Annotated in this window: 19 protein-coding genes and 2 pseudogenes; 7 read left to right on the forward strand and 14 right to left on the reverse strand. The window is 70.7% G+C overall.

Annotation, left to right across the window (positions count from 1 at the left end; genetic code table 11):
• Nucleotides 1-76 precede the first annotated feature (76 nt).
• The 7 genes from ACF09J_RS12015 to ACF09J_RS12045 form a co-directional block, all read right to left on the reverse strand.
• A complete protein-coding gene (locus tag ACF09J_RS12015; RefSeq protein ID WP_392305276.1) occupies nt 77-1,513 on the reverse strand; it encodes a VWA domain-containing protein in 1,437 nt (478 codons plus the stop codon).
• An 8-nt stretch (nt 1,514-1,521) separates the two neighbouring features.
• Nucleotides 1,522-2,916 (reverse strand): hypothetical protein, encoded by a 1,395-nt coding sequence (locus tag ACF09J_RS12020; RefSeq protein ID WP_392305420.1) that lies wholly within the window; start codon nt 2,914-2,916, stop codon nt 1,522-1,524.
• A complete protein-coding gene (locus ACF09J_RS12025) occupies nt 2,916-3,434 on the reverse strand; it encodes a hypothetical protein (RefSeq protein ID WP_392305277.1) in 519 nt (172 codons plus the stop codon). The genes ACF09J_RS12020 and ACF09J_RS12025 overlap by 1 nt, the downstream gene beginning before the upstream one ends.
• A gap of 306 nt (nt 3,435-3,740) precedes the next feature.
• On the reverse strand, nt 3,741-4,139 hold the full coding sequence (locus ACF09J_RS12030) for a hypothetical protein (RefSeq protein ID WP_392305278.1): 399 nt from the start codon (nt 4,137-4,139) through the stop codon (nt 3,741-3,743).
• Nucleotides 4,136-4,450, reverse strand: a complete 315-nt coding sequence (locus ACF09J_RS12035) for a hypothetical protein (protein ID WP_392305279.1) — start codon at nt 4,448-4,450, stop codon at nt 4,136-4,138. The genes ACF09J_RS12030 and ACF09J_RS12035 overlap by 4 nt, the downstream gene beginning before the upstream one ends.
• 135 nt (nt 4,451-4,585) lie before the next feature.
• On the reverse strand, nt 4,586-5,434 hold the full coding sequence (locus ACF09J_RS12040) for an ABC transporter permease (protein ID WP_392305280.1): 849 nt from the start codon (nt 5,432-5,434) through the stop codon (nt 4,586-4,588).
• Between the two features lie 125 nt (nt 5,435-5,559).
• Nucleotides 5,560-6,585: an ABC transporter substrate-binding protein gene (locus tag ACF09J_RS12045; protein ID WP_392305421.1), complete on the reverse strand. Its 1,026-nt coding sequence runs from the start codon at nt 6,583-6,585 to the stop codon at nt 5,560-5,562.
• 271 nt (nt 6,586-6,856) lie between these two features.
• Here ACF09J_RS12045 and ACF09J_RS12050 point away from each other — a divergent pair, with 271 nt between their 5' ends.
• Genes ACF09J_RS12050 through ACF09J_RS12060 form a run of 3 tightly spaced genes read left to right on the forward strand, consistent with a single transcriptional unit; the run spans nt 6,857 to nt 9,556 of the window.
• Entirely contained in the window at nt 6,857-7,642 is a 786-nt protein-coding gene (locus tag ACF09J_RS12050; protein WP_392305281.1) for an ABC transporter ATP-binding protein, read from the forward strand.
• Nucleotides 7,639-8,616: an LLM class F420-dependent oxidoreductase gene (locus tag ACF09J_RS12055; protein ID WP_392305282.1), complete on the forward strand. Its 978-nt coding sequence runs from the start codon at nt 7,639-7,641 to the stop codon at nt 8,614-8,616. Before ACF09J_RS12050 ends, ACF09J_RS12055 begins: the two co-directional genes overlap by 4 nt.
• A gap of 19 nt (nt 8,617-8,635) precedes the next feature.
• Nucleotides 8,636-9,556, forward strand: a complete 921-nt coding sequence (locus tag ACF09J_RS12060) for a hypothetical protein (RefSeq protein ID WP_392305283.1) — start codon at nt 8,636-8,638, stop codon at nt 9,554-9,556.
• A 403-nt stretch (nt 9,557-9,959) separates the two neighbouring features.
• Here ACF09J_RS12060 and ACF09J_RS12065 read toward each other — a convergent pair.
• From ACF09J_RS12065 to ACF09J_RS12075, 3 genes and pseudogenes are all read right to left on the reverse strand, one after another.
• Nucleotides 9,960-11,159, reverse strand: a pseudogene (locus ACF09J_RS12065) (glycoside hydrolase family 10 protein); the annotation flags it as partial.
• A 344-nt stretch (nt 11,160-11,503) separates the two neighbouring features.
• Nucleotides 11,504-12,049 (reverse strand): hypothetical protein, encoded by a 546-nt coding sequence (locus tag ACF09J_RS12070; RefSeq protein WP_392305284.1) that lies wholly within the window; start codon nt 12,047-12,049, stop codon nt 11,504-11,506.
• A 285-nt stretch (nt 12,050-12,334) separates the two neighbouring features.
• Nucleotides 12,335-14,197 (reverse strand): coagulation factor 5/8 type domain-containing protein, encoded by a 1,863-nt coding sequence (locus tag ACF09J_RS12075; protein WP_392305285.1) that lies wholly within the window; start codon nt 14,195-14,197, stop codon nt 12,335-12,337.
• A gap of 521 nt (nt 14,198-14,718) precedes the next feature.
• On the opposite strand from ACF09J_RS12075, the gene ACF09J_RS12080 reads away from it, so the two are divergent.
• From ACF09J_RS12080 to ACF09J_RS12095, 4 genes are read left to right on the forward strand one after another with little or no spacing between them, the layout of a single operon-like run.
• Entirely contained in the window at nt 14,719-16,035 is a 1,317-nt protein-coding gene (locus tag ACF09J_RS12080; protein ID WP_392305286.1) for an ABC transporter substrate-binding protein, read from the forward strand.
• A gap of 14 nt (nt 16,036-16,049) precedes the next feature.
• Complete coding sequence (locus tag ACF09J_RS12085) at nt 16,050-17,045, forward strand: carbohydrate ABC transporter permease (RefSeq protein ID WP_392305287.1); 996 nt, start codon at nt 16,050-16,052, stop codon at nt 17,043-17,045.
• Nucleotides 17,038-17,925, forward strand: coding sequence for a carbohydrate ABC transporter permease (locus tag ACF09J_RS12090; protein WP_392305288.1), 888 nt, complete (start codon nt 17,038-17,040; stop codon nt 17,923-17,925). Before ACF09J_RS12085 ends, ACF09J_RS12090 begins: the two co-directional genes overlap by 8 nt.
• Before the next feature lie 32 nt (nt 17,926-17,957).
• Nucleotides 17,958-19,322, forward strand: a complete 1,365-nt coding sequence (locus ACF09J_RS12095; RefSeq protein ID WP_392305422.1) for a GH1 family beta-glucosidase — start codon at nt 17,958-17,960, stop codon at nt 19,320-19,322.
• On the opposite strand, the pseudogene ACF09J_RS12100 reads toward ACF09J_RS12095, so the two are convergent.
• From ACF09J_RS12100 to ACF09J_RS12115, 4 genes and pseudogenes are all read right to left on the reverse strand, one after another.
• Nucleotides 19,252-19,692: pseudogene (locus ACF09J_RS12100) on the reverse strand (hypothetical protein); the annotation flags it as partial. The gene ACF09J_RS12095 and the pseudogene ACF09J_RS12100 sit on opposite strands and share 71 nt — an antisense overlap.
• A gap of 87 nt (nt 19,693-19,779) precedes the next feature.
• Nucleotides 19,780-22,632: a hypothetical protein gene (locus ACF09J_RS12105; protein ID WP_392305289.1), complete on the reverse strand. Its 2,853-nt coding sequence runs from the start codon at nt 22,630-22,632 to the stop codon at nt 19,780-19,782.
• Between the two features lie 220 nt (nt 22,633-22,852).
• Nucleotides 22,853-23,263, reverse strand: a complete 411-nt coding sequence (locus tag ACF09J_RS12110) for a hypothetical protein (protein ID WP_392305290.1) — start codon at nt 23,261-23,263, stop codon at nt 22,853-22,855.
• Nucleotides 23,264-23,833: 570 nt separating this feature from the next.
• Nucleotides 23,834-24,649, reverse strand: coding sequence for a CDP-alcohol phosphatidyltransferase family protein (locus tag ACF09J_RS12115; protein WP_392305291.1), 816 nt, complete (start codon nt 24,647-24,649; stop codon nt 23,834-23,836).
• Between the last annotated feature and the right edge of the window lie 38 nt (nt 24,650-24,687).

A 24,687-nucleotide genomic window follows, 5' to 3' on the forward strand; every position in this document is an offset into this window, starting at 1 on the left:
CGAAGGTGATGACAGAAGTGATCGCGGCCGTGATCGCGGCGGTGCTCACGATGGGACGCGGACGTACGTCCGGTGATCAGGTGAGAAACGTCTTGAGTTCGTGCACGAGCTTCTTGATGTGGCCGGAGATCACCGGCGTGCCGAGGTCCTTGAAACGCTCCCGGTACCACGGGTTGACGCTGCCGCGCCCTGAGCTGGTCACCGAGCCGACCGGGATGAACTTCGCCCCCGAGCGGTGAATGGCGGCCATGCTGTCGAACAGCTCCTGCTGGCGCCACTCGTAGAAGTCGGAGATCCACACCACGACGGTGTTGCGCGGCTCGGCGATCTTCGGCTGGGCGAGCCGCATGGCGACGGTGCCGTCGGTGCCGCCGCCCAGCTTGGTGCGCAGCAGCGTCTCGAACGGGTCGTGCGCCCACGGAGTGAGGTCGAGGGCCTGGGTGTCGTAGGCGATCAGGTGGACGTCCACCTTCGGCAGCCCGGCGAATATGGAGGCCAGGATGGTGCAGTTGACCATCGAGTCGACCATGGAACCCGACTGGTCCACGACCACGACGAGCCGCTGGGGCGTCGTCCTTCGGCTGGTGTGCCGGTAGTAGAGACGGTCGACGTAGAGCCGCTCCTCCTCCGGGCTCCAGTTGGTGAGGTTCTTCCAGATGGTGCGGTCGAGGTCGAGATTGCGGAACACCCGCTTGGGCGGTACCGACCGGTCGAGTTCGCCGACCGTGGCCTTCTCCACCTGGGTGCGCAGCACTTCGGTGACCTCGTCGACGTAACGGCGGATCAGCGCCTTGGCGTTGGCCAGCGCCACACCGGAGAGGTTGTTCTTGTCGCGCAGCAACTGCTCGATCAGCGACATGCTCGGCGTCAGCCGCGAGGCCAGCTGAGGGTCGGCCAGGACCTCGCGCAGGTGCATCCGCTTGACCAGATCGCCCTCGATGGAGCCGAGTTCGGGGCCGATCGCGGGGATCAGCCGGCTGAGGTCGGGCGTGGGGCCGCCGATGCCGGTGCCGGTCGGGCTGACGCCCCCTCCGGCTCCCGTACGGCGGGTGCCGCCGCGTCCGCCGCGCAGTTCGCCGGGCCGGCAGCCCAGGGCCCGCTCGAGCCGGCCGGCGTCGGACTGCCAGCGGGCCAGTTGCTCGGCGGTGACGGTGCCGGGGCGGGAGGCGAAGACGTTCAGCAGCACCTTCGACGCGAGTGCCGCCCGCCGCACCTCGGCGGCCCGGTCGCGTACGCCGTCCTCGTCCGGTGCCGGTGCCATCAGCCCGTCGAACTCGGCGGCCAGCTCCGGGTGCCGCTGCACGACGGAGTCGACCGACGCACCGGGATCGAGCAGCGCTGACGGCAGGCCGATGTCCTCGACCACGGCGAGACTCGCCGACTCCAGGGCGGCCTGCTCCTCCGGGTCGAAGAGACGGGCCAGCAGACGCCAGTAGAGGACCTGCCGCCGGTTGTCGTACCGGTCGGGCTCGGGCTCGGACGCGGGGGCGTCCCCGCTGGTGTGGTGGGGCATGGGATGGGTCATTTCCGCAGCAGCCTTCCCGCACGTTCGCGCAGCACGGTGACGGCGTCGGTGGCCGCCTTCTCGGCCCGCACCCCGGCCTTGTCGGCCGTACCCCCGGCCCAGGCCCCGGCGTGCACGGCGACGGTCTTCTTCCGCACGGTCCGTTCGACGGCGAGCGGCTGGAGCAGGAAATCCCCGGCGTCCCAGCGCAGCAGCCCGACACACACGCCGGACGCGGCGACGACCTCGGGCGAGAGCGGACCGGCGGCCGGGACACGATCGCTGTCGACCGCCAGGCGGTACCCGGCGACCTGGAACGCGACCCCGTCGTCCCCCTCCTCCACGCCGTATTCCTCCAGAAGGACGGGCACCGCGATCCGGGCCGGATGCCGGTCGAGAGGCGACACGGCGAAGGCGGCGGCGGTGGGCAGGGCCACCCGGGCGGTGGTGAAGACCTCGGCGGGCTCGCCCATGCGCGCACGGGCGTCGTCCCACAGCAGGTCGCCCTCGGCGGTGACGAGCATGGCGTCGAGGTCCATCGCGCGGCCCTCGCTCACGGCCGCCAGCAGGGACATGTGCGGCCGCAGCAACTGCCACAGGCCAGCGCCGACGACCGTGTCCGGCTTGGGCGCGGAGACCGAGGCCCGCACCAGCCGGGGCGTGCCACCGTCCGCGGGCTCGAACACCGCGTGCACCTGGGCCTGTACGGCGGTGGCGTGCTCGTGCACGTCGGCACCGAGCGGCAGCAGCCGACCGGTCGCCTCGGCCACGGCGGAGGCGCGCACCGCGCCCGGCAGTGTCAGCAGCAGGGCGCGCGACCACAGGTCGGCCCAGCGGCGCACGGGGACGCGCTCCAGGGTCGCCCCCGGGCAGGAGGCGGCAAGTTCGGCGGCGAAGCCGTCGAGCAGCGTGGCCGGGCGGCGCAGCGCCGGGTCGGCCAGCATCGCGGAGACGACCGGCGCGGCCCCGTCGACGAGTTCGTGGTCGATGCCCTGCCAGCCGGCCCGCGCCAGCTCGCACAGCCAACTACGGGCCGCGGCACACAGATTCGCCGCGTGTTCGTCGCTGTCGGCGGCTTCGGCGGCGGCTTCCTCGGCCCGCGGCCGGCCGGTGGCCTCCTCGACCTGGGCGGTCAGCGCGTCGTGCACGGAGCCGAGCAGGGCGGTGCGGGCCGCGGCGAGCGCGACGAAGTGGTCCTCGCCGGCGGCTCCGGCGACCGTCCTGTCGGCGGCCTCGGCCACCCTCGCGGCCAGCGGCGTCCCGGCGACGGCGTCGGCGAGCCCGGTCAGCCCGCCGGCCCGGCCGGGCTGCGGACGCAGCAGACCGGCGACGAGAGCCTCGTCGAACCCGTCCACGGCCGTGAGCGCCTCGTCGAGCCCGTCGACGGGGTCGGAGAGCAGACCGGTGTGCATCAGGCCACCGCCCTCGTCGTGGGAAACCACTGCATCTCGGGCACCGGCGCGGTACTCGGGGCGAGTTCGAGATACGCCAGGTTCCGCAGGAACCGGCTGAACACCCGGGCCGCGGCCGAACTGCCCGCCGCCGAGGGGCGCGTGGCCGTCATGACGGCGATGACGGTTTGCGCGTCCGGCTCCGCGGCGTCCACCTCGACCTTCAGATACCGGGCCACGCGCTCGGCGCCGTACTGCAGCACGGCCTCGCCGACAAGCGCGCGTATGTGGTTGCAGAACATGCCGCGGGCCCCGCCGCAGGGACGGTTGTTGTTGGTGCTGCATGCGAACGCGTACGTCCCCGACTCGACCGAGGACACGTACACGCGCCCGATGTCCGACCCGCTGGACACCACACCCTGCAACCGCCCGTCGGCCAACTCGACGAACGGCACCTTCGCGAGCTTCCGCGGCCGCGCCGACGGCACCACCCGTGCCGTGCTCGACTTCTCCCAGACCGACAACGCACCATCTCCCATGCATGCGAAAGGGGGCGCTCACGCCACCTCGGCGGAACATGATCGAAGCTATCGGCGACCACTGACAACGCGGCCGGACGGCGGCCGGGGGAGTGGGGGAACGAGGTAGCGCGGCGAGTCGGCCGCATCAGCGCTTGGTCAACGCCTTGCTCGCCCTTCACCTTTCTGACCTTCGTTTTCGGTGGTCGAAGTATCGGACACAGTGCGAGATGTTGACACTCTTCGGCGGCTTCCGATCAGCAGGAAGCGCCCGGAAGGGTCGGACGACCCAGGCCGGAACCCCTGGAATTTGGGCCAGGGAGCACGTCAATGACCCATGACCACCACGCGGTCGCCGCACAGCTTGCGCAGGTCGTCCACGTCGGAGGTGAAGACCGTGACCGGCCCCGGCTGTCGCAGCGCGACGGCGGCCAGGGCCGCATCGATGGCGTACTTGTGCCCGTGGAGACCGGCCTCCTTGAGGAGCCCGACGGCCTCCTTGGCGATCTCTTCGGTCACAGGCTCGACGTGAACACGGGAGAGTGCCCAGTGCCAGGCCGGGAGGTACGTCCTCACGTCGTACGCCTCGATCAAGGTCATCGAAGTGGTCATGACGCGGATGCCGAGCCGGTGGGCGTCCTTGATCCGGACGCCTGTGCGGCGCTCGCCACGCACCCAACGTGACAGGCCTTCGCAGTCCAGAACGTAGACGGCGTCTCCCGTCACGCTGCTGTCCCCCGCCGCTGCCCGGGCGCGGGCTCGACCGGCTCACCGGCGGCCACCCGCTGGGCGCGGGCCAGCTCCGCGTGCCGGCGTTCGATCTCACGGCGCTCGGCCTCCGCCTCGGCCAGCTCGGCCTCGGTGACCTCGCCGTACTCCTTCTCCCACCAGGCGACCGCTTCTCCGAGACGGTCCTGCTCCCGCTGGCGCTCTATGGCGTGTGTGACATAGCGGCTGAACCCGCCGGGGCCCACTTCGGCACGGATGGCCTCGGCCAGCTCTTCTGGGAGTGTCACGGTGTACTTCTTGGTTGCCATACCATCGACCATACCGATGGTTCGGAGGCAGGCCAACCCGGATCGGAACGGCCCACACGATCGTGTGAGCGGTTAAGGGTGCGAGATGACGGTGCGGACGCGGGTGTCGGCACGCACAAGGTCGACCAGCCAGGGTCAGTTGCGCGAGGTGGTTTCCCGGACCCAGGGCAGCGCGAACCGCTCCATCAGCACCAATGCGAAGTAGAGCACTATGCTCATCAGCCCGATCAGCATGATCGCCGCCCAGGCGGTGGCGACGTCGCCGACGCCGCCGGCCTGCACGATCAGATAGCCCAACCCGCTCTCACCGGCCTGGAACTCGCCGATGACCGCGCCGATCGCGGCGAGCGGCATGGCCACCTTCAGCCCGACGAAGATCTGCGGCAGCGCGGCGGGCAGCCGTACCTTCCGGAATGCCTGCCAGCGCGAGGCGTCCAGCGAGCGCGCAAGCTCGGCCAGGTCCGCCGGGGTCGACGTGAGGCCGGTCGCGGTGGAGAGCACGATCGGGAAGAAGCAGAGCAGGAAGACCATGGTCAGGACCGGCTTCTGCCCCCAGCCGAGCGCCCCCACGAGCAGTGGCCCGAGCGCGATCTTCGGAACCGCGTTGACGGCGACCAGGAGCGGCGTGAACATCCGCTCCAACACGGGCGAGCCGGCCAGTGAAAGCCCGATCAGCACTCCGCAGGCGGTGGAGAGCGCGAAGCCGACAAGCGTCTCCACCGTGGTGTCGCCGGTGTGCTCCAGGAATCGGGCCGGGGCTGCTGTGAACGCCGAGACCACGGCACCGGGCGGAGGCAGTACCACCGGGTGGACCACCTTCAGCGCCGACGTGAGCAGCCACCACACGCCGAGGGCTACCAGCAGCCCGGCCGAGGGCAGCAGCACGGTGCCGGTACCCGTCCCGCGCCGTAGGACGGATCGCGGCACCGGCACTGGCTCCGGGTCCGCTGCTGAGGTCTGCCGCGGCGGTGAGAGTTCGGTCATCCCATCCTCCTAGGGCCGCCCGGCACTCCCTTTCACCCGGGCCGCTCAGCGCGGAGTCGGGGTGGCGGTGCCGATGCTCCCCACCGGTCGCCGGCGGGGAGCACACGTTCGGGCGACCCGTGTGATCAGGCTTTCGGTACGAGGTCGAAGTCGATGATCTGCTCGGGGGCCATGCCCTGCGGCAACGCACCCGCGTCCTGCAGGGTCGCGATGATTCTCGCGACCCGCCCGGAATCCAGCGTCCCGGTCGCGGAGCCGGAACCGCCAGGCGCGACGTACGCGGCCATCAGGTCCAACTCGGCCGCCGCAGCGGCCGGGTTCGTGGCGTCCACGTTCCGCTTCAGGATCTCGGCGGCTTCGTCCGAGTGGGCCAGGCTGTACTCCAGGCCCTTGAGCAGCGCGGCGGCGAACCGCTTCACCATCTCCGGCTTCTGCTCGGCGATCTTCGTCGAGGTGATCAGTACGTTTCCGTAGAGATCCGGCATCACGTCGCTGTACGGCAGGAGGACGGCCTTCTTCTTGGTCACCGCCTCGATGGTCGGCTTGCCCACCACGAACTGGCCGATGCCGTCCACCGAACCGCTGGCGAGCGTGCCCATCAGGGTCTGTGCGTCGCCGTTGACCCAGGTCACCTTGCCGGCGTCCATCCCGGCCAGTCGGGCGTACGTCGGGAAGAGGTTGCGTACGACGGAGCCGGGTGTGTCGGCGAGACGCTTGCCCTCGAGATCCTTCGGGGCGGCGATGCCCTTGCCCTCGGTGGTGGCGATCGCGGCCATGGTGCGCTGCTGGATGGCGGCCACCGCGACGAAGTCCTTCGCCTGGCCACCGCCCATCTGCAGCAGACCGCCCGTCAGGTCGATCGGGCCGAACTGCGCCTGCCCGCTCACGACGGTCGAGATCACGCCGCCGGTGCCCTGGCCCGGCTTGATCTCCACGTCGAAGCCGGCCTCCTTGAAGAACCCCTTGTCCTTCGCGACCCAGGCGTACGCGTCCCGGCCGAAGTTGCCGAACGAGGTCAGGTAGGTCACCTTCTCCAACGCCGTGCCGTCCGCACCGGCAGGTGTGTCGGCGTCGGATCCGCCGCACCCCGACACAAGCGCCAGCGCCGTGGCGAGGGCCATCGCGGCGACCGTACGGGCGAGTCTTTTCATGTGCACCGGTGTTGTCCTTTCCGACCGCTGACCTGGGCCGGCGGACGGGGTCGTCGAGACGGAACGGCGTAACGGAACCGCCGGGTACATGACACTTCAAGCGGTGACAGGGTACGAGAACCCCGCCTGTGTGACACCAGGTGCGACACCAGGTGCGAAGAAATTGCTGACAGGACGACAGGTACCGCTGAACCGCCTGATCCGGCTAACCTGACCGGGGTTACGAACCGACCGGCATTGTTCGTCACCAGTGGATGGGGGAGACCGCCGGATGATCAGACTCACCGGTGTTTCCCGGACGTTCACCGGCCGCTCCGGTTCCACGGTGGCGCTCCAGGGCGTCGACCTCCACATCGCCGAGGGCGAGTTCGTGGCAGTGGTGGGCCGGTCCGGGTGCGGCAAGTCCACGCTGCTCCGGCTGATCGCCGGACTGCTGCCGGTATCCGAGGGCGAGATCACCATCGGCGGCGAACGAGTCACCGGAGCCCGGCGGGACGTCGGCATGCTCTTCCAGCGGCCGGCCCTGCTGCCCTGGCGGTCCGTTCTCGACAACGTCCTGCTGCCCGTGGAGATCTTCGGCTGGAACAAGGCCGAGCACCGGGCCCGGGCGCACCGGCTGCTGGAAACGGCCGGCCTCGGCGGCTTCGAGAAGCACCGGCCGCACGAGCTCTCCGGCGGCATGCAGCAGCGTGTCTCGCTGTGCCGGTCGCTGATCGGCGAGCCCCGCGTGCTGCTCATGGACGAGCCGTTCTCCGCGCTCGACGCGCTCACCCGCGCGGAACTCGCGGCGGAGCTGCAGCGGCTCCACATGGAGAACTCGGCCACCGTCGTCTTCGTCACCCACTCGATAGACGAGGCCGTGCTGTTGGCCGACCGTGTGGTGGTGCTCAGCCCGCGCCCGGGCCGGGTCCGCAAGGTGGTCGACATCGACATTCCCCGGCCGAGGACGCTGGGCCGTACCGCGCATCTCGGCGAAGTGGCCCGGTGCAGCGCCGACCTGCACGAACTGCTGATGGAACGGGACCTGTCGGCGCCGGCCGGCGTGGAAGGGCGATGACCGTGCGGATCTGCGTCTTCACCGAGCCCCACCGCGGCGCCGACTACGACGATCAGCTGCGCTTCGTACGGCTCGCCGAGGACGGTGGGTTCGAGGGTTTCTTCCGCGCCGACCACTACCAGGCGATGGGCGCCGATCCCGGGCTGCCCGGCCCCACCGACGCGTGGCTGACGCTGGGTGCGCTCGCCCGGGAGACCTCCCGGATCCGGCTGGGCACCCTGGTCACCTCGGCCACCTTCCGGCTGCCCGGCCCACTGGCGGTGATGGTGGCACAGGTCGACCGGATGAGCGGCGGGCGGGTGGAGCTGGGCATCGGCGCCGGCTGGTACGAACGGGAACACACCTCGTACGGCATTCCGTTCCCGCCCGTCGGGGAGCGCTTCGACCGGCTGGAGGAGCAGCTGGCCGTGATCACCGGCCTGTGGCGGACACCGGTCGGCGAGAGTTTCAGCCACCGCGGCGACCACTACCGGCTCGTCGACGCGCCCGCCCTGCCGAAACCGGTGCAGGAGCCGGGGCCGCCGATCATCATCGGGGGCCGAGGCCCCAAGCGCACCCCGGAGCTGGCCGCCCGGTACGCCGACGAGTTCAACATGCCCTTCAAGTCGGTGGCGGAGACGGCGCTGGCGTACCAGCGGGTGGCCGAGGCATGCGATCGGACCGGCCGGGTCGACGCCGGTCGGCCGCCGCTGGTGCTCTCGGCCGGTGTCGTGGTCGCGATCGGCCGCACCGACGCGGAGGCGCAGCGGCGGGCCGCCCCGCTGCACGTCAAGAGCGCGCTGCCGCCGGAGGATCCGGTCGTCGGATCCCCGGCCCAACTCATCGAGCGCCTCGGCGAGTTCGCCGAGATCGGCGCCAGCCGGATCCATCTGCGACTGACCGACCTCACTGACCTCGACCACCTGGAACTCATCGCCAGCGAGGTGCTCCCGCAACTGGAGGACGTGAAACCCGGGGCGCCCTGCGCTTGCTGAAGCCCTCATCGACGCGCTCGTGATCAGCATCGCCGACGAGGTCGGAGGAATGATCGTCTCCAACGACAACTTCGCTCCCTTCCAGAAGGCCAACCAGGAGCCCGTAAAACACACCCTGCTCGTTTCCGACTTCAACGGGGCCTCTCTCACCGCAGCGGCTGCGAAGGCACGACTTCAACCGTGGCAGACCGTGTCGGCAGCCGACGCATCCTCCGCTCACCGGGCGGTGAAGATCACCGCGACCGGCTGGCAGGTCTGCTTCCAGAACCCATCCGAAGGTGAGGTAGTCCGTCCATCGGTCGGGACGCTGACCCTGTACGCGGTCCCGGAGCAGGAGGAGTGCCCGGCTCGGCTGCACGGCCCCCGCCGGGTCGTCATGCCGGATCTCATCGGCGAGCGCACCGACGATGCTTCCCGCGTCCTCGGCGACCTCGGCCTCGAGCCCACGATCTACTTCCACGCCCATACCGGCAAGCGGATGTACGACGGGCTGCAGGAACTGGCCGACTGGCGGGTCTGCAGGCAGCAGCCGGAACACGATACCGAGGTCGCGACCGGGACACAGACCGACCTGTGGCTGATCGGCCCCGGCGACCCCTGCGTCAAACCCAGCCCCAAGCCAAAGCCAAAGCCCAAACCTCAGCCAAAGCCGAAACCAAAGCCGAAGCCGCAGCCGAGGCCGCATCCCCAGCCCTCGTACGGCACCACAACGGGCGGCGGTTCCACCAGCCGCGGGTCGTCCACCGGCTCGGATGGTTCCACCGGCGGTGGGTCGCCCACCGGCTCGGGCGGCAGCACTGGTGGCGGAGGTCAGGCCGGTATCCAGTTCGGGCAGTACTGCTCTCCCGTCGGTGCCGTCGCGACGACCACCGACGGGCGGCCCGCGAAGTGCTTCATGGGCAAGGACGGCCGGGCTCGATGGGGATACAACTCCGGGTGACCGCGTAACGCTCCCGGCCCCGTACTGCGGTACTTCACATGGGTCCTGCCCCAGGCCGGCCCGGCCCTTTGGGAACCAGGGCCGGGCCGCGGATGGTGATGCCGTGTCAGCGGCGAGGCAGCCGAACGGTGATACGAGAGCTCTCGCGGTTGGCGCGGTCCACCGACGTGACCGTGTACGTCGCGTCGTCCGGGGCCGCCGGGACGGTCCACTGGGTGTGGCGGGCGCCCGGGAGGACCGCCACGAGGCCGTCGTCGTCGGCGGTGTGCTGCCGCAGGGCGTACAGCGCGGGGACATGGTTGCCCCGGGAGCGCACCTCGATCCGGAGCCCGCCGTCGGCCGTCCGGGCCGCCGACGCGAGCGGGGGCAGTGGTGCGGGCCCGTGGGCGAGTCTCGGCAGGACCGGTGGCAGCGCGGGCCGCTGCCAGTGGTCGGCGGTCAGCCGGGTGATCGCGCCGATCGGGTCGGCGGTCACATCCGTGGCGCTGAACAGGATCTCGCCACTGATCTCCGGCAGCCCCCTGTCCATCGTCAGATGCCGGGAGAGTTCCGCCGGGTCCTGCCAGGCGGCCGGCTGGGCGGGGTCGCCGACCTTGTACACGGCCTCGCCGATCCACAGTTGGACATCGGTGCCGCGGACCGCCTGTGCCCACCACGGAGTGAGGACGGCGTAGTCGGCCACCGCCAGGCCGATGTTCCAGTACAGCTGCGGGGCGATGTAGTCCACCCAGCCCTTGCGCACCCAGCCCAGGCTGTCGGCGTTGAGCGCGTCGTAGGACTGGGTGCCGTTGGTGGCCGAACCCCGCGGGTCGCTGGACGCGTTGCGCCAGATGCCGAAGGGACTGATGCCGAACGCCGCCTCGGGCCGGACCTTGCGCACCCGGTCGCACACCTCCTGCACCAGCAGGTCCACGTTGTGCCGGCGCCAGGCGGCCCGGTCGGTGAAGCCCGCGCCGTACGCGGCGAAGGTGTGGTCGTCGGGGAAGTCCTGGCCGCCCACCGGGTAGGGGTAGAAGTAGTCGTCGAAGTGGACGCCGTCGATCTCATAGCGCTCCACGGCGTCCATGATGGCGTTCTCGACGAAGGCGCGGGCGGCCGGGACGCCGGGGTTGTAGTACAGCTGGCCGCCGTAGGAGACGATCCATTCGGGGTGCAGCCGCGCCGGGTGATTGGGCACGAGCTTGGTGACGTCGGCCTGCAGCGAGACGCGGTACGGGTTGAACCACGCGTGCAGGGCCAGCCCGCGCTCGTGCGCGGCCTTGACCATGAAGTCCAGCGGGTCGTAGCCGGGATCCTGGCCTTGAGTGCCGGTCAGATACTGCGACCACGGCTCGTAGCGTGATGGCCAGAAGGCATCGGCCGCCGGGCGGACCTGCGCGAATATCGCGTTGAGCCCGATCGATCCGGCGTGGTCGAGCAGCGCGATGAACTCCGCTTGCTGTGCGGCGGGGCTCAGCCCGGTCCGTGAGGGCCAGTCGATGTTGGAGACGGAGGCGATCCACTCGCCACGCAGCTCACGGTCCCGGTGCGCGGTCGGGGTGCCGCCTGCGGCGGCCGCTGCAGCAGTGGGGACGGGCAACCCAGTGGCGGCCAGGCCGGCCATCAGTCCTGCGGCCCTCAGCAGCACGCGGCGCGTGGGGCGACGTGCGGCCGAGTCGTGGTTCCCGGTGTCGGTCACGCGGACTCCTTGAAGAGAGACGGGAGCGGCTTGATCGGATCACCGTTCCCAGCGCGCCGGGGCTGGTCAATGAGTTGGGTGAAAATAGTTACCAAATGGCTGGCGTCTGATGTAAGAAACTTACATCGACGTGGAGTTGGGTTCCGCGTCCTGTCTCGCTGCCCGGTCCGGCCGTCGGCGGGCACCTGCTCGGCTGCCGGGCAGCCGGTCCCTCCCCGGCCTGGCGAACCGCTGCACCGCGAACAGGTGCGGTGCAGCGCCCAGCCCCGCTAGCGCCGTCGCCCCTCCCGGACGCCGGCCGTGGCGGGGCGTGTCGCGTGGGCGTATCCGGCTGCCGCGGTGAGGAACACGCCCATGACGGCGGCGGGGGCCGCGGCCGTCAGCCGGCGAGGGTCGTCGGCCCGGCCGGAGAGGGCGTGCAGGGCCCCGACGGCCACAGCCGCGGCGAGGCCGCAGATGAGGACGGTGGCGACGACGTTCCGGGAGTGGGACGGGCCGGTCGGGGACGGGACCTGGCCCAAGTGGCTCCAGTGGTGGGCCATCTCGCGGGCCTCGCGTCTGCGGCGGGCGGTGGCGTGCAGGCGCAGGGCGGTGGCGACGACCGTGCCGGCCGCCGCCGCGGCGACCGGTGTCCACCAGGCCTCGGCGATGAGCAGCAGCACCGCGAGGGCGCCCGCGCCGGCCCAGCCGGTCACGCAGGCCGCGGCGGCGATGCGCCGGGACTCGGGGCGGTCCGCGCCGGCCCGCAGGTCGGCGAGGGCCGGCACGTACCAGACGGAGCCCGCGGTGGTGAGCGCCGCGGCTCCCAGGGGCATCTGCTTGGTTCATCGACACAACGACGAGCCCGGAGGTGCTCCGGCTGAGGAACGGATCCGGCCCTCCCGGCCGCCGCCTCATGATCGCCGGAGGGGCACGGGGTGCGGATAGGGCCGAACAGTCCCCGCACGGGTCCGCGGGTAGGGCCCAAAAGCCCTGCTTGGCCGGGGAGGGCACGGGAAGCCGCCGACGGCCTGCGGGAAGCCACCGACGGCCGCCCCTTCCCGCGCGGCGGGAAAGGGCGGCCGGTCACCGAGCCGCCAAGCCAGGCAGGCCCGGCAGGCTCAGGGATACGACACCACCGTCGACGGCGTGGTCGACGTCCCCGACGTCGGCGCCCCCGTGTCGTTGATGACGCACTCGTACTGGCCTTGCCCGCCCAGCGACACCACCAGCAAATTGTGGAACTTCACCCCCGGCCGGTCCGGGGCCGAGAAGCCGTGGTGCTGGACGATCGTCGGGTCGACGTTGTAGTAGCAGTAGCTGCCGAGGCCCCAGCCCTCGTGGGTGGTGACGTCGTCGGCGACCTTGTAGGCGGCGTACCCCTTCGTCGAGTCGTTCTGCACGGCGCCCTGGTTCGGGGCGTCGTAGGCCTTCTCGTTCTGGAAGAAGATGGTGCGGCCGCGTTCGCCGGTCCACTGGACGTCGTACTTGTTGAAGTGCTCCACGAACAGGCCGGTGACCAGGACGTCGTCGCCGTTGACCACGAGGCCGAAGTCGGCGCGGTTGGTCTCCCAGCCGACGCCCGTGCCGTGGTCGGCGCGCCAGATCCAGGTGTGGTCGACGATGGTGTGGCGGCTGTTGATCACGATACTGGTGGTGGCCTTGCCGGCGCCCGCGCCGCCGATGCGCACGAACACGTCCTGCACCGTGGTCGGGTTGGCCGAGTGGTCCTCGGACGAGCCCTCCGGACCGACTTCCAGGAGGGTGGGGGAGTTGACGGGACCCGCGTCGATGAGGAAGCCGGCGAGGCGGACGCCGTCGACGTCGGCGACCTTGACCGCGGTCACGCCGTTGTCGGGGACCAGGGTGGCGTAGCCCAGGCCCAGGACCACCGTGCCGGCCCGGGACACCTGGATCGGCTGGTCCAGGTGGTGGATGCCCGGGGTCAGCAGCAGGTTCAGGCCCTGGTCGAGCGCCTCGTTGAGAGTGGCCGCCGGCACGCCCGGCTGGGCGACGTAGAACTGCGACAGGGGGAGCGAGGTGCCCCTCGGGGTGCCGTTGCCCCAGGAGACGCCGCGGGCGTCGGTCCGCTTCTCCGGCAGGAAGACGCGGTACTCGTCGCCGTCCAGGTACAGGAACGGCTTCTCGCGGGAGACCGGGGTCGTGTCGAGCGTCGTGTACGGCGGGTCGGGGAAGCTCTGGGCCGGGGCGCCCTCGACGCCCGAGAACACCATGTTCCACACGCCGTTGAGCCAGCCGCCGATCGCGCTGTCGCGGGTGTACCACTGCTGCTGCGAGTACGGGCCGACCTCGCCGTCGACGCGGCTGTCGGCGATGTAGCCGCCGCTCGCCCAACCGTAGCCGTCCGGGGACAGGTTGAGACCGCCGCGCACGTGCATACGGCGGAAGGGCGCGGCCTGGGCGACGGCCCAGCGGTTGGTGCCGTTCACCGGGACGAGGGCCAGGTTCTCCGCCGAACGCCAGAAGTTCTGCGTGGCGTTGCCGTCGAACCAGCCCGCGTCGACCGTGACGTCCCCGTTGATGGTCGTGTCGTCGGGGGAGAGGCCGAGGCCGACGATGGAGGTGTAGAAGCCGAGTTGGGCGTTCAGACCGTTGTAGGTGCCGGGCTTGAACAGCAGGGCGTAGCGGCCGGTGTCGAACTGGGCCGACTCCTGGCGGCGGAAGACCTCGTCGAGCCTGGCCTGGATGTCCGGTGTGGACGGGTCGAAGACGAGGACGTTGGGGCCGAGATCGCCGCCGCCCGGCAGAAGGCCCTGCTCCTGGCGCGCGGTGGGAGAGGAGGCCGTTCGCTGCACGGCGGACGCCGGCGCCGCCGTCAGCCCGGCCAGCACCGGAGCCGCCGCGGCCGCGGCGGCCAGAACCGCCCTGCGGCCGACGGCCGGAGGCCTGGTCGCGGGGGAGGCCGAAGGCGCTGGATCCGGGGAGGTGTGGGGGGAAGGGGTGTGCGGGGAGACAGAGGGCATGGGGCCGCTCTCCTGTTCAGAAAATGAACGGTGGGGGGTTCGAGAGCGCTCTCTTGACGGTGAATGCTTCACGCGAGTGAACGAAGCGTCAAGAGGTGCGACGGAGTTCGGCCACACGAGAGCTGATATCACGTCAAGTTGAGTCGGCTGCAGTCGAGATGCGTCCCTCCCCGCCGGGCCGTCCGCGCCGGGCATCGAGACCCAACCGTTGTACTGCTCCTTCCCTGCTCCGCCCCGCCCTACTGCCGCAGGTCAGGCGGCGCCTGCCGGCCGTATCGGGCTGAAGGCCCCGTCTCCGTCGCCGCCGACCGCCGATTCGTCCTTGCCGGATCTCTTGACGACGCCTCGCCCGGAGGTTTAACTCACGTCCTAAATTAAGCCCTGAGGCGCCTTCGGAAGTCGAACCGAGCGAACCGGACCCGATCGCACGAGAACGAGCGACGGGACACGGGAGCGAGAGCGGTGGCGGCGGCCGGAGACTCCTCGCGGTTCTCGACTCCCGGAAAGGGACACCAGGAGCCATGCGCAGCATCCGAGCCGCGGCCGTAGGCGCCGTCACCATGTCTCTCGCCCTTGCCGCCTCGGCCTGCGGAGGCGGTTCGTCGACGGGCGGCGGGTCCAACGACTCGCCGAAGACGCTCACGTACTGGGCCTCCAACCAGGGCGCCAGCATCGAGATCGACAAGAAGGTCCTCCAGCCCGAACTCGACAAGTTCCAGAAGCAGACGGGCATCAAGGTGAAGCTGGAGGTCGTGCCCTGGTCGGACCTGCTGAACCGGATCCTCGCCGCGACCACCTCGGGCCAGGGGCCCGACGTCCTCAACATCGGCAACACCTGGAGCGCCTCCCTCCAGGCCACCGGGGGGCTGCTGCCCTGGGACGCCAAGAACTTCGACAAGATCGGCGGCAAGGACCGCTTCGTCGACTCCGCGCTCGGCTCGACCGGTGCCGAGGGCAAGGACCCGTCCTCCGTACCGCTGTACTCGATGGCGTACGCGCTCTACTACAACAAGCAGATCTTCGCCGACGCCGGCATCGCCAAGCCCCCGGCCACCTGGGACGAACTCGTCGCGGACGGCCAGAAGATCCGGGCCAAGGGCAAGCAGGTCCTCGGCGCCGAGGGCGCGAACGTCTCGGAAAACATCCACCACGTCTTCGTCTTCGCCAAGCAGCACGGCGCCGACTTCTTCACCGCCGACGGCAAGCCCGACTTCACGAGCGACGGCACGGTCGCGGCGGTCAAGCAGTACGTCGACCTGATGGCCAAGGACAAGGCCATCCCGCAGGGCAACGCCGAGTACGCGCAGAACCAGTCGGTCAGCGACTTCGCCAAGGGCAAGACGGCGATGCTGCTGTGGCAGTCCGCCTCCTCCAACCTCAAGTCCCAGGGCATGAGCGCGGACGCCTACGGCATCGCCCCGGTCCCGGTGCAGTCCGGCACCCCCGGCACCGACGCCCAGGTCAACTCGATGGTCGCCGGCATCAACCTCGCCGTCTTCAAGAACACCCACAACCTCGACGGGGCCACGGAGTTCGTGAAGTTCATGACCAGCGACGAGGAGCAGAAGATCCTCAACACGGCCTACACCTCCATCCCGCCGGTCAAGGCCGCCCAGGAGGACCCCGCCTTCAACACCCCGGACAACGCCGTCCTGAAGGAAACCCTCGCCACCAGCGCCGCCGCGCTGCCGCAGGTCGCCGACGAGTCCCAGTTCGAGACGACCGTCGGCACGGCCGTCAAGGAGCTGTTCGCCGACGCCGCCGCCGGACGCACGATCACCACGGAGTCGGTGAAGGCCAAGCTGCTCAAGGCCCAGCAGCAGATGCCGGCGAAGTGAGCGCGGACAGCCACATGACGACCACCGCTCCCGCGCACACCGGCGGGACGACGGCACCCGTGAAGTCACCCGGGGCGGCGCGCGGACCGCGCCGCCCCGGGTGGCTCGGACGTGTCTCGCTGCCGTACCTGCTGCTCCTGCCCGCCCTGCTGCTCGAACTCCTCGTCCACCTGGTGCCGATGGTGATCGGCATCGTGATGAGCTTCAAGGAGCTCACCCAGTTCTACATCCGCGACTGGAGCACGGCCCCCTGGTCCGGCTTCGACAACTACCGCATGGCGGTCGACTTCAACGCCCCCGTCGGCGAGGCGCTGCTGCACTCCTTCCTCGTCACCGTCGCCTTCACCCTGCTCTCGGTCGGCCTGTGCTGGCTCATCGGCACCGCGGCCGCGATCTGCATGCAGGACACCTTCCGCGGACGCGGCCTGCTGCGCGCCGTGTTCCTGGTGCCGTACGCGCTGCCGGTCTACGCGGCCGTCATCACCTGGGTGTTCATGTTCCAGCACGACAACGGCCTGGTGAACCACGTGCTGCACGACCAGCTCCACCTCACCGACAAGCCCTCGTTCTGGCTCATCGGCGACAACAGCTTCGTCGCGCTGCTGACGGTGTCGGTGTGGAAGGGCTGGCCGTTCGCCTTCCTCATCGTCATGGCCGGACTCCAGAACATCCCGCGCGAACTGTACGAGGCCGCCGCGCTGGACGGCGCCGGCGTCTGGCAGCAGATCCGCCGCATCACCCTGCCGTCCCTGCGCCCCGTCAACCAGGTGCTGGTCCTGGTGCTGTTCCTGTGGACGTTCAACGACTTCAACACGCCGTACGTCCTGTTCGGCAAGGCGGCGCCCGAGGCCGCGGACCTGATCTCGGTCCACATCTACCAGGCGTCGTTCGTCACCTGGAACTTCGGGACCGGCTCCGCCATGTCCGTGCTGCTGCTGCTCTTCCTGCTGGTCGTCACCGGCGGCTACCTCGCGCTCACCTCACGCGGACGGAGGTCCGCCGATGTCTGACACCCTCCAGGCCGCGACGGCCGACACCCACCGGTCTCCGATGGCGCCGCCGCGCACCTTCCTGTGGACCCGGCGCATCTTCCTCACCCTGCTGACCGGGTTCGTCCTGGTGCCCGTCTACGTGATGGTCTCCAGCTCGCTGAAGCCGCTCGCGGACGTCACCGGCAAGTTCCGCTGGCTGCCGAGCGGTCTCACCTTCCGCCCCTACATCGACATCTGGTCGACGGTCCCGCTCGCCAGGTACTTCGTCAACTCGCTGATCGTGGCGGGCGCGGCGACGGTCTGCTCGGTGGTGATCGCGGTGTTCTCGGCGTACGCCGTCAGCCGCTACAGCTTCCACGGCAAGCGCGTCTTCACGGTCACCGTCCTGTCGACGCAGATGTTCCCGGGCATCCTCTTCCTCCTCCCGCTGTTCCTGCTCTACGTCAACATCGGCAACGCCACCGGCATCGCCCTGTTCGGCTCGCGCGGCGGCCTCATCCTGACGTACCTCACCTTCTCGCTGCCGTTCTCGATCTGGATGCTCATCGGGTACTTCGACTCGGTGCCGCGCGACCTGGACGAGGCGGCGCTGGTGGACGGCTGCGGGCCGCTCGGCGCGCTGTTCCGGGTCGTCGTGCCGGCCGCGATCCCCGGCATCGTCGCCGTCGCCGTGTACGCCTTCATGACCGCCTGGGGCGAGGTGCTCTTCGCCTCCGTCATGACCAACGACACCACCCGCACGCTCGCGGTGGGCCTCCAGGGCTACTCCACGCAGTACGACGTGTACTGGAACCAGATCATGGCCGCCTCGCTCGTCGTCAGCGTGCCCGTGGTCGCCGGGTTCCTGCTGCTCCAGCGCTACCTCGTCGCCGGGCTCACCGCGGGAGCGGTGAAGTGACCGCCAACATCCCCAGCATCGAAAGGGTTTCCGTGTCCCACGCCATCGACCTCGCCGCACTCCCGCAGGACTTCCGGTGGGGCACGGCCACATCGGCGTACCAGATCGAAGGGGCCGTCGCCGAGGACGGCCGCTCGCCGTCCATCTGGGACACCTTCTCCCACACCCCCGGCAAGATCGACAACGACGACCACGGCGACACCGCCTGCGACCACTACCACCGCTGGCGCGAGGACATCGCGCTGATGAGCCGACTCGGCCTGAACGCCTACCGGTTGTCCATCGCCTGGCCGCGCGTGATGCCGGACGGCGACGGGCCGGTGAACCCCAAGGGCCTCGACTTCTACGACGAGTTGATCGACGGACTGCTGGCGGCGGGCATCACCCCCTCCGTCACCCTCTACCACTGGGACCTGCCGCAGGCCCTCCAGGACCGGGGCGGCTGGCCCGAGCGCGAGACCGCCGAGCACTTCGCCGCCTACGCCTCCGTCGTCGCCGAACGCCTCGGCGACCGGGTGTCCCACTGGACCACCCTCAACGAACCCCTGTGCTCCGCCTGGATCGGTCACCTCGAGGGCAAGATGGCTCCGGGCCTGACCGATCTGACCGCCGCGGTCCGCGCCTCCTACCACCTGCTCCTCGGCCACGGCCTGGCCGCCCAGGCGATCCGCGCCGCGACGTCCGGCGCCGAGGTGGGCATCGTCAACAACCTCTCCACCGTCTTCCCCGCCACCGGCAGCGCCGAGGACGAGGCCGCCGCCCGCCGCCACGACGGCCACGTCAACCGCTGGTGGCTGGACCCGGTCCACGGCCGCGGCTTCCCCGCCGACATGCGCGAGGTCTACGGCGTCGAACTCCCCGAGCGCCCCGGCGACCTCGACACCATCGCCGCCCCGCTGGACTGGCTCGGCCTCAACTACTACTTCCCGGCGACGGTGGCCGACGACCCCGACGGGCCGGTGCCGTACGCCCGTTCCGTACGCCGCCCGGACGTCCCCCGCAGCGGCATGGACTGGGAGATCGACGCGTCCGGCATCGAGACGCTGCTGCTGCGCCTCACCCACGAGTACGGCGCGCGCAAGCTCTACGTCACCGAGAACGGCTCCGCCTTCCCCGACACCGTGGGCCCCGACGGCACGGTCGACGACCCCGAGCGCCGGGACTACCTGATCGGCCACCTGGCCGCCTGCGCCTCCGCCGCCCGCAAGGGAGCCCCGCTGGCCGGCTACTTCGCCTGGTCGCTGCTGGACAACTTCGAGTGGGCGTACGGCTACGACAAGCGCTTCGGCCTCGTCCACGTCGACTACGCCACCCAGGCCCGCACCATCAAGACCAGCGGCCACAGCTACGCGGAGATCGTGCGCGCACACCGGGGGCGGGGGTGGAAGGCCGCCTGAGGCACGCACCGACGGGTGCCTGCCCCAGGTGCATGGGACGCAGTGTTGTTGACGTCATGAAGGCCGCCTCGCGGCCGATGGTGTAGCGGGTGCGCGGGCGCGGGGCGGTGACCGAGGTCGCCACCGTACGGGCGGCGTGCTCGGCGGTGACGCCGGTGCGCTCGAGGGCGGCGGCGTAGGTGAGGAAGGCGGTCATCGTGCCGCCGTAGCGGCTGCGCTGTTCCAGGGTCATCCCGACGAACTGAGCCTTCGCCGCGGCGGTGCCGCGGGAGCCCATCTCGGTGCGCATCCCGCCCGGCTCGACGATCACGACCGGGACGCCGTGCGGGGCGAGCTCCTGCCGCAGCGCGTCGCTGATCGCTTCGAGCGCGAACTTGCTGCGAGTACGGACTGAACCCTGACCGCCGCGGAGGTCACGACGTCCGCGGCAAGAACGTCCTCCTGCCCGTCGGCCGCGTCAGCCCTGACCGATCGTGTCGATGGCACGGGAGATCCTGTCGGCCCTTGAGTGGTCGCCGAGGCCGTGCAGTACGCCGACGAGGACGTGATGGGCGAAGACGAGCTCTTGGCCGAACGTGGCCGGTGCCCGCTGTGCGAGTTGCCCGTAGAGCTCTATCGCCTCCACGACGGCGTCGAGTGCCAGGGGAAGCTCCGTCCCTGCCGTGGTGCGGATACTGGCATGCGCCACCAGAACGGAGGCCAGCGCCGGAGTGGCGGCGGCGTCGGCCTGCACCTGCAGTCGCATGATCCTGGTCGCTTCCGCGGTGTGTGCCAGAGCCGACTCGAAGTCTCCCAGCCTGGCTTCGGCGAGCGAGGCCAGGTGCAGGGCCTTCGCCAGCCCCTGTCCGTGCGTTTCCGGGTCGCTCCCGGCCAGGGCGCGGTACTGCTCGACGGCCTCGGTGAGCAGGTCACGACTCTCCGCGAACTCGCCGTCGGTGAGGCATCGATCCGCTCGGCGTACCAAGAGGGCGGCCCCCACGGCGCGTGCGCCGTCGGGGGACATCGACAGGTGGCGCACTCCGCGTTGGAGACCGGTCCGCCGCAACTCGGCCGGGAACGAGGTGTCGTCGAGGTCGTCCTCGAGCCGTCGGTTCGACTGCAGGGCTTCGGTGAACCGGGCCCGCCGTACACCGGCCAGGTCCGTGTAGATCCCGGTTGCCTCGGCCGCAGCGGTGGCGGCGCGACCGGTGTCGCTCCGGACCACGTCGCGGACCGCCGCGTACCTGTGCAGGCTCTCCGCGAGGCCCGGTCGGTGGGCGGCCGGATCGGCCTCGGCGAGCCGCCGATGGACAGCCACCGACTCGGCGGTGGCGGCGAGGGCTCCCTCCGGCTGTCCCGTCTGCGCGCACATCATGCCGAGATTGCTCAACGCGGCGCCGAGGGCCGCCTCGGCGGCGTGCGGAACGGGGCCGTCACCCAGTGGCCGGCAGACCCTGACGGCCTCCTCGGTGGCGGCCACGGCCTCCTGGCGCCGTCCCAGTTCCCACAGCTGACCTCCCTGGTTGGTCAGAAGTCTCGCGAGCGTCGGCCCGTGCGTGGCCGGATCGATCCCGGCCCACACGCGGTAGGCCTGCACCGCCGCTGTGGTGTTCGTCAGCGCCTCCTCGTACCGGCCCAGCGCGGCCTGGGAGTTGCCGAGTCCGCCGCGGGCGATCAGCAGCCCGCCGGCGTGGTCGAGCGAGTAGTCGGCAGGATCGAGCCGGCCATAGATCGCGAGGGCTTCCTGGAATTCGACCACTGCCTGGCGATGGAGGTCCGCGGACGCCAGCCTGGAACCGAGCTGGGTCCGCAGCCAGGCACGGGCCGCGGGGTCGTCGGTGCGGGCCAGCCGGTCCTCGGTCAGGCGCTGGGCGAACGCGGCGATGCCGACATCGAGTTCGAGGCTGGGGCCGACGGGGATGTGGGCGCCGATCGCTTCCAGCAGGTCGCTGTCGAGGAAGTCGAGCTCGGCCAGTGCGGTCAACACGCTGTTGCCGCCCCGCAGAGCGAGCCAGGGACGTTCGCGCAGCGCCCGGCACAGTCGCTCGGCGATGTGGGGCCAACGGCGCGCGGTCTCGATCAGGACGGCCAGCGCCGGTGGGACCCAGGCCGACGTCGGGTCCTTCGGCGCACCGGACAGCAGCTCCGTCATCGCCTCGTCCGCCCACGGATCGGACGGATGCGCGGTGGCGTGCCCGGGAGTGGAGAGCGCGAGAAAGTCCTCGCCGAGACGGTCCGGATACAGCGGTTCGAGGACCTTGCCGGCAGTCGGCGGGGGATAGCAGAAGGCGTGGTTGGCGAGAACCTGCCCGGGGTCGACGGAGTGCACACCGATCTTCCGCAGGGCCTGCAGGCCGACACGGTAGGGCAGGGGGCCGGCGAGCGTCGCGGTGTAGACGGCCTGGGCCATGGTGTCCGGGTCGGTGGGGAACAAGTGGCCGGGACCGATGTGCAACTCCTGCCAGTAATCGCGTTCGCGTGCGAGAAGGTAGGCGGAGACCTCGGTGGGCTCGGTGGGCGCCGTGGTCCCGTCGAGATGTGCGAGGACGGCGGTGAGCGCGGCCATGTGCACGCTGAGGACCAAGCGGTACGTCTCGTGCCGCACCAGGGCCGGGGGCGGCGCCACGGCTTCCGGATCGGGTACGCCGAGCTGCTCGGCGAAGCTGTCGCGTGCCGACGTGAACAGGTCGACCCGGTCGGCGGGGCGCTGTGCGAGCGGTCCCAGCTCCTGGGTGTCCGCGGCTACTTCCAGAGCGCGATCGATCCGGTACTGGAGGACCTGCCACCAGTGGCCGGTCGACCGGGCGAGGAGGAGCATCCGGACGGGGGTGCCGGTCACGCAGAGGTCCTTCAGCAGGGACATCAGGTCGGGGGTGTCCCACCGCTCGGCGTAGTCGACCACCACCAGTGTGCCGAGGCGTGCCACCGGGCGGACGGATTCCGTGACCGGCTCGGAGTGGTCCCGCCGGTGGTGGGCGATCAGCACGGACCACCCGTCGGCCGACCACAACCGGGCGACCTGTGCGGCCAGCCGGGACTTGCCCTGCCCGCCGGGGCCGTGCACCAACCGGACCGCCATACCGGGCCGGGAGGCGTCGTCCCGCCAGCGGCGGAGGCTCTCCAGCTCCGCATCGCGGCCGGTGAAGTGCACCACCGCGTGGCTCGCCCGTAACAGCAGACTGGGGTGCGAGCGCGCTCGCTCCGGGGCCACGAAGGGCAGGTCGGCGGACCACCTCGTGAGACCGTACGGCGCCGGCCCCTCGTAGACGTTCATGTCCCGGCCGGCCACGAGGACACGGCTGAAGTCCGTCGCCGACACGTTGATCGACACGTCGGGACGGTCGTCCCCCGATGGCGGGGGAGCAGGCGTCGCATGAGGGTCGGCTCCGCCGGTGCGGTTGTCCGCCGGCCGTTCGTCCCTGTTGGCCGGCCGTCTCTTGAACCAGCGAAGACGCGACACCTCGACTCCCTCGTGGGGTGGCTGCTCATGGCGTACCGGAACGGTCGTCAAGCGGTTGCGGACACCTCGATCAGCACCCTCGCCGCCGCGGTCACTTGAAGCGCTGGTCGCGTCCTGCCACGTACATCCGAGAGTTCCCGGAGGCCTCCGCGTTGATCACGGTCGACGCGCCGTGGGCCTGTGCGTGCGCCCTCAGCGCCGGGTTCAGCCGCTCGTCGAGCAGTCGTCGCAGTTCGTCCGCCAACGCGGGGTCGTCCCGGAGCAGTTCCTGGAGCCGCACCTGCCAACTGCCCGTCAACGCCTGCACCGTCGCGGTGTCCCCCGCATCCCGGGCGGAGAGGACCTGGGTACGGACGCCGGCGAGGTCTGCCCCGACCCTGTCGGCCTGCGCCGGGCGGGCGCGCCGCCACAGCGTGACCAGTCCCGCTCGGGCCTGCTCCCAGCCGTCCGTGGCCATCGAGCTGACCAAGGCCGTCCCTGCCGCCAACACGATCGGGTCCATCAGACGCTCCCCCTCCGCCGGGCCAACTACCAGTGACACTAAGCACTTCAGCCCGGTCTCGCCACCTTTTCGGCGCTTTCGGAGGGCCTCACCGGTATCGTCCGCACGCCGCGACTTCCGGTAGGGGGCGGCGGTACGCGGAGCACACGTGAGGGGAGGCTTGTGGGCTGACGGCGCCAGGTGCCTCGGCGTTCTCGTCATCGGGTGGAGACAGAACGGCCCGGATCACATTCCCCGTGATCCGGGCCCGGCCCGCGGCGTCGCGGAGCGTCACGCCGCCCCTGTGGTCTCCGGCCTCGGCGTCCACGCGATCGGTGGCCTCGGCCCGGCGCGGCGCAGTTCGGCCGTGCTGACGCCGTCGCTGACGGACTTCTTCGTGACGGCGTCGCCGTCACACCCGTACGTCACCGGGCCGACGTTGTCGCAGGAAGCGCCGGAACAGCTGGCGCTGGCGGCCGTCCTCCCGTGCCGTTCAGTCATAAACTCCCCCTTGGAGAAGGGCGAGTTGCTCATCACCGGGATGAAGAGTGCACGTCAAGGAGGCACCGGGGGAGGGGGTCCGCAACAGCGTCACGCCGCCCGTGCGGTCTCCAGCATCGCCCCGACGGGTTCCCCGGCGGACTCCGTGCCGGGCGCCTCACGTACCGCCCCGGCCCCGGCGGCAGCCGACCGCACCCGCGACGTCCGCCACAGCCACAGCACGTCCCGGCCGAACGACCACACCAGCAGGCCCAGCGCCAGCAGCACCACACCGGCGGTGGCCGGCAGGGGCAGCAGGCCGGCGCCGGCGAGCAGCAGGCAGACGCCCTGGAGCGCGGCGACCGTCTTGCGGGCGGTGCTCGGCGGCAGGGGCGCGTTCAGCCACGGAAGCACGCGGGCGGCGGCGACGAAGACGTAGCGCATACCGCCGATCAGCAGCACCCACGGGCCCAGCGACATCGACACGTACACGCTCAGTACCAGGATCAGGAACGCGTCCACCTCCATGTCGAAGCGGGCGCCGAGCGCCGTGGAGGTGCCCGTGCGGCGGGCCACCTTGCCGTCGACGCCGTCCAGGATCAGGGCCACCGCCGTCAGCGCGACCAGCAGCGACACCGGCGGGGCGCTCTCGAAGGAGTCCGCGACCAGCGCCGTCACCCCACCGACGAGAACGGCCCGGCCCAGCGTCACCCGGTTGGCCGGGCCGAAGGAGCGCGACCGTGCCCGGTGCAGTGCCCGGGAGAGCACCGCCCAGGTGGCGACCGCGAACACCAGGCCGGTCACCCAGCCCGCGGTACCCATGCCGATCGCCGGTCCGAGCAGGGCCAGCAACAGGATCTGAGCGCCCGCTCCCACCGCGGTCTCCTGCTGGACCAGCCGTGCGTCGTACGTGTTGTTCAGGGCCACCGAACACCCTCCGGCCGAGTGACAGAGTCGATCAAGGC

The sequence above is a fragment of the Streptomyces sp. NPDC014889 genome (genome assembly GCF_043081205.1).
Taxonomy (GTDB): domain Bacteria; phylum Actinomycetota; class Actinomycetes; order Streptomycetales; family Streptomycetaceae; genus Streptomyces.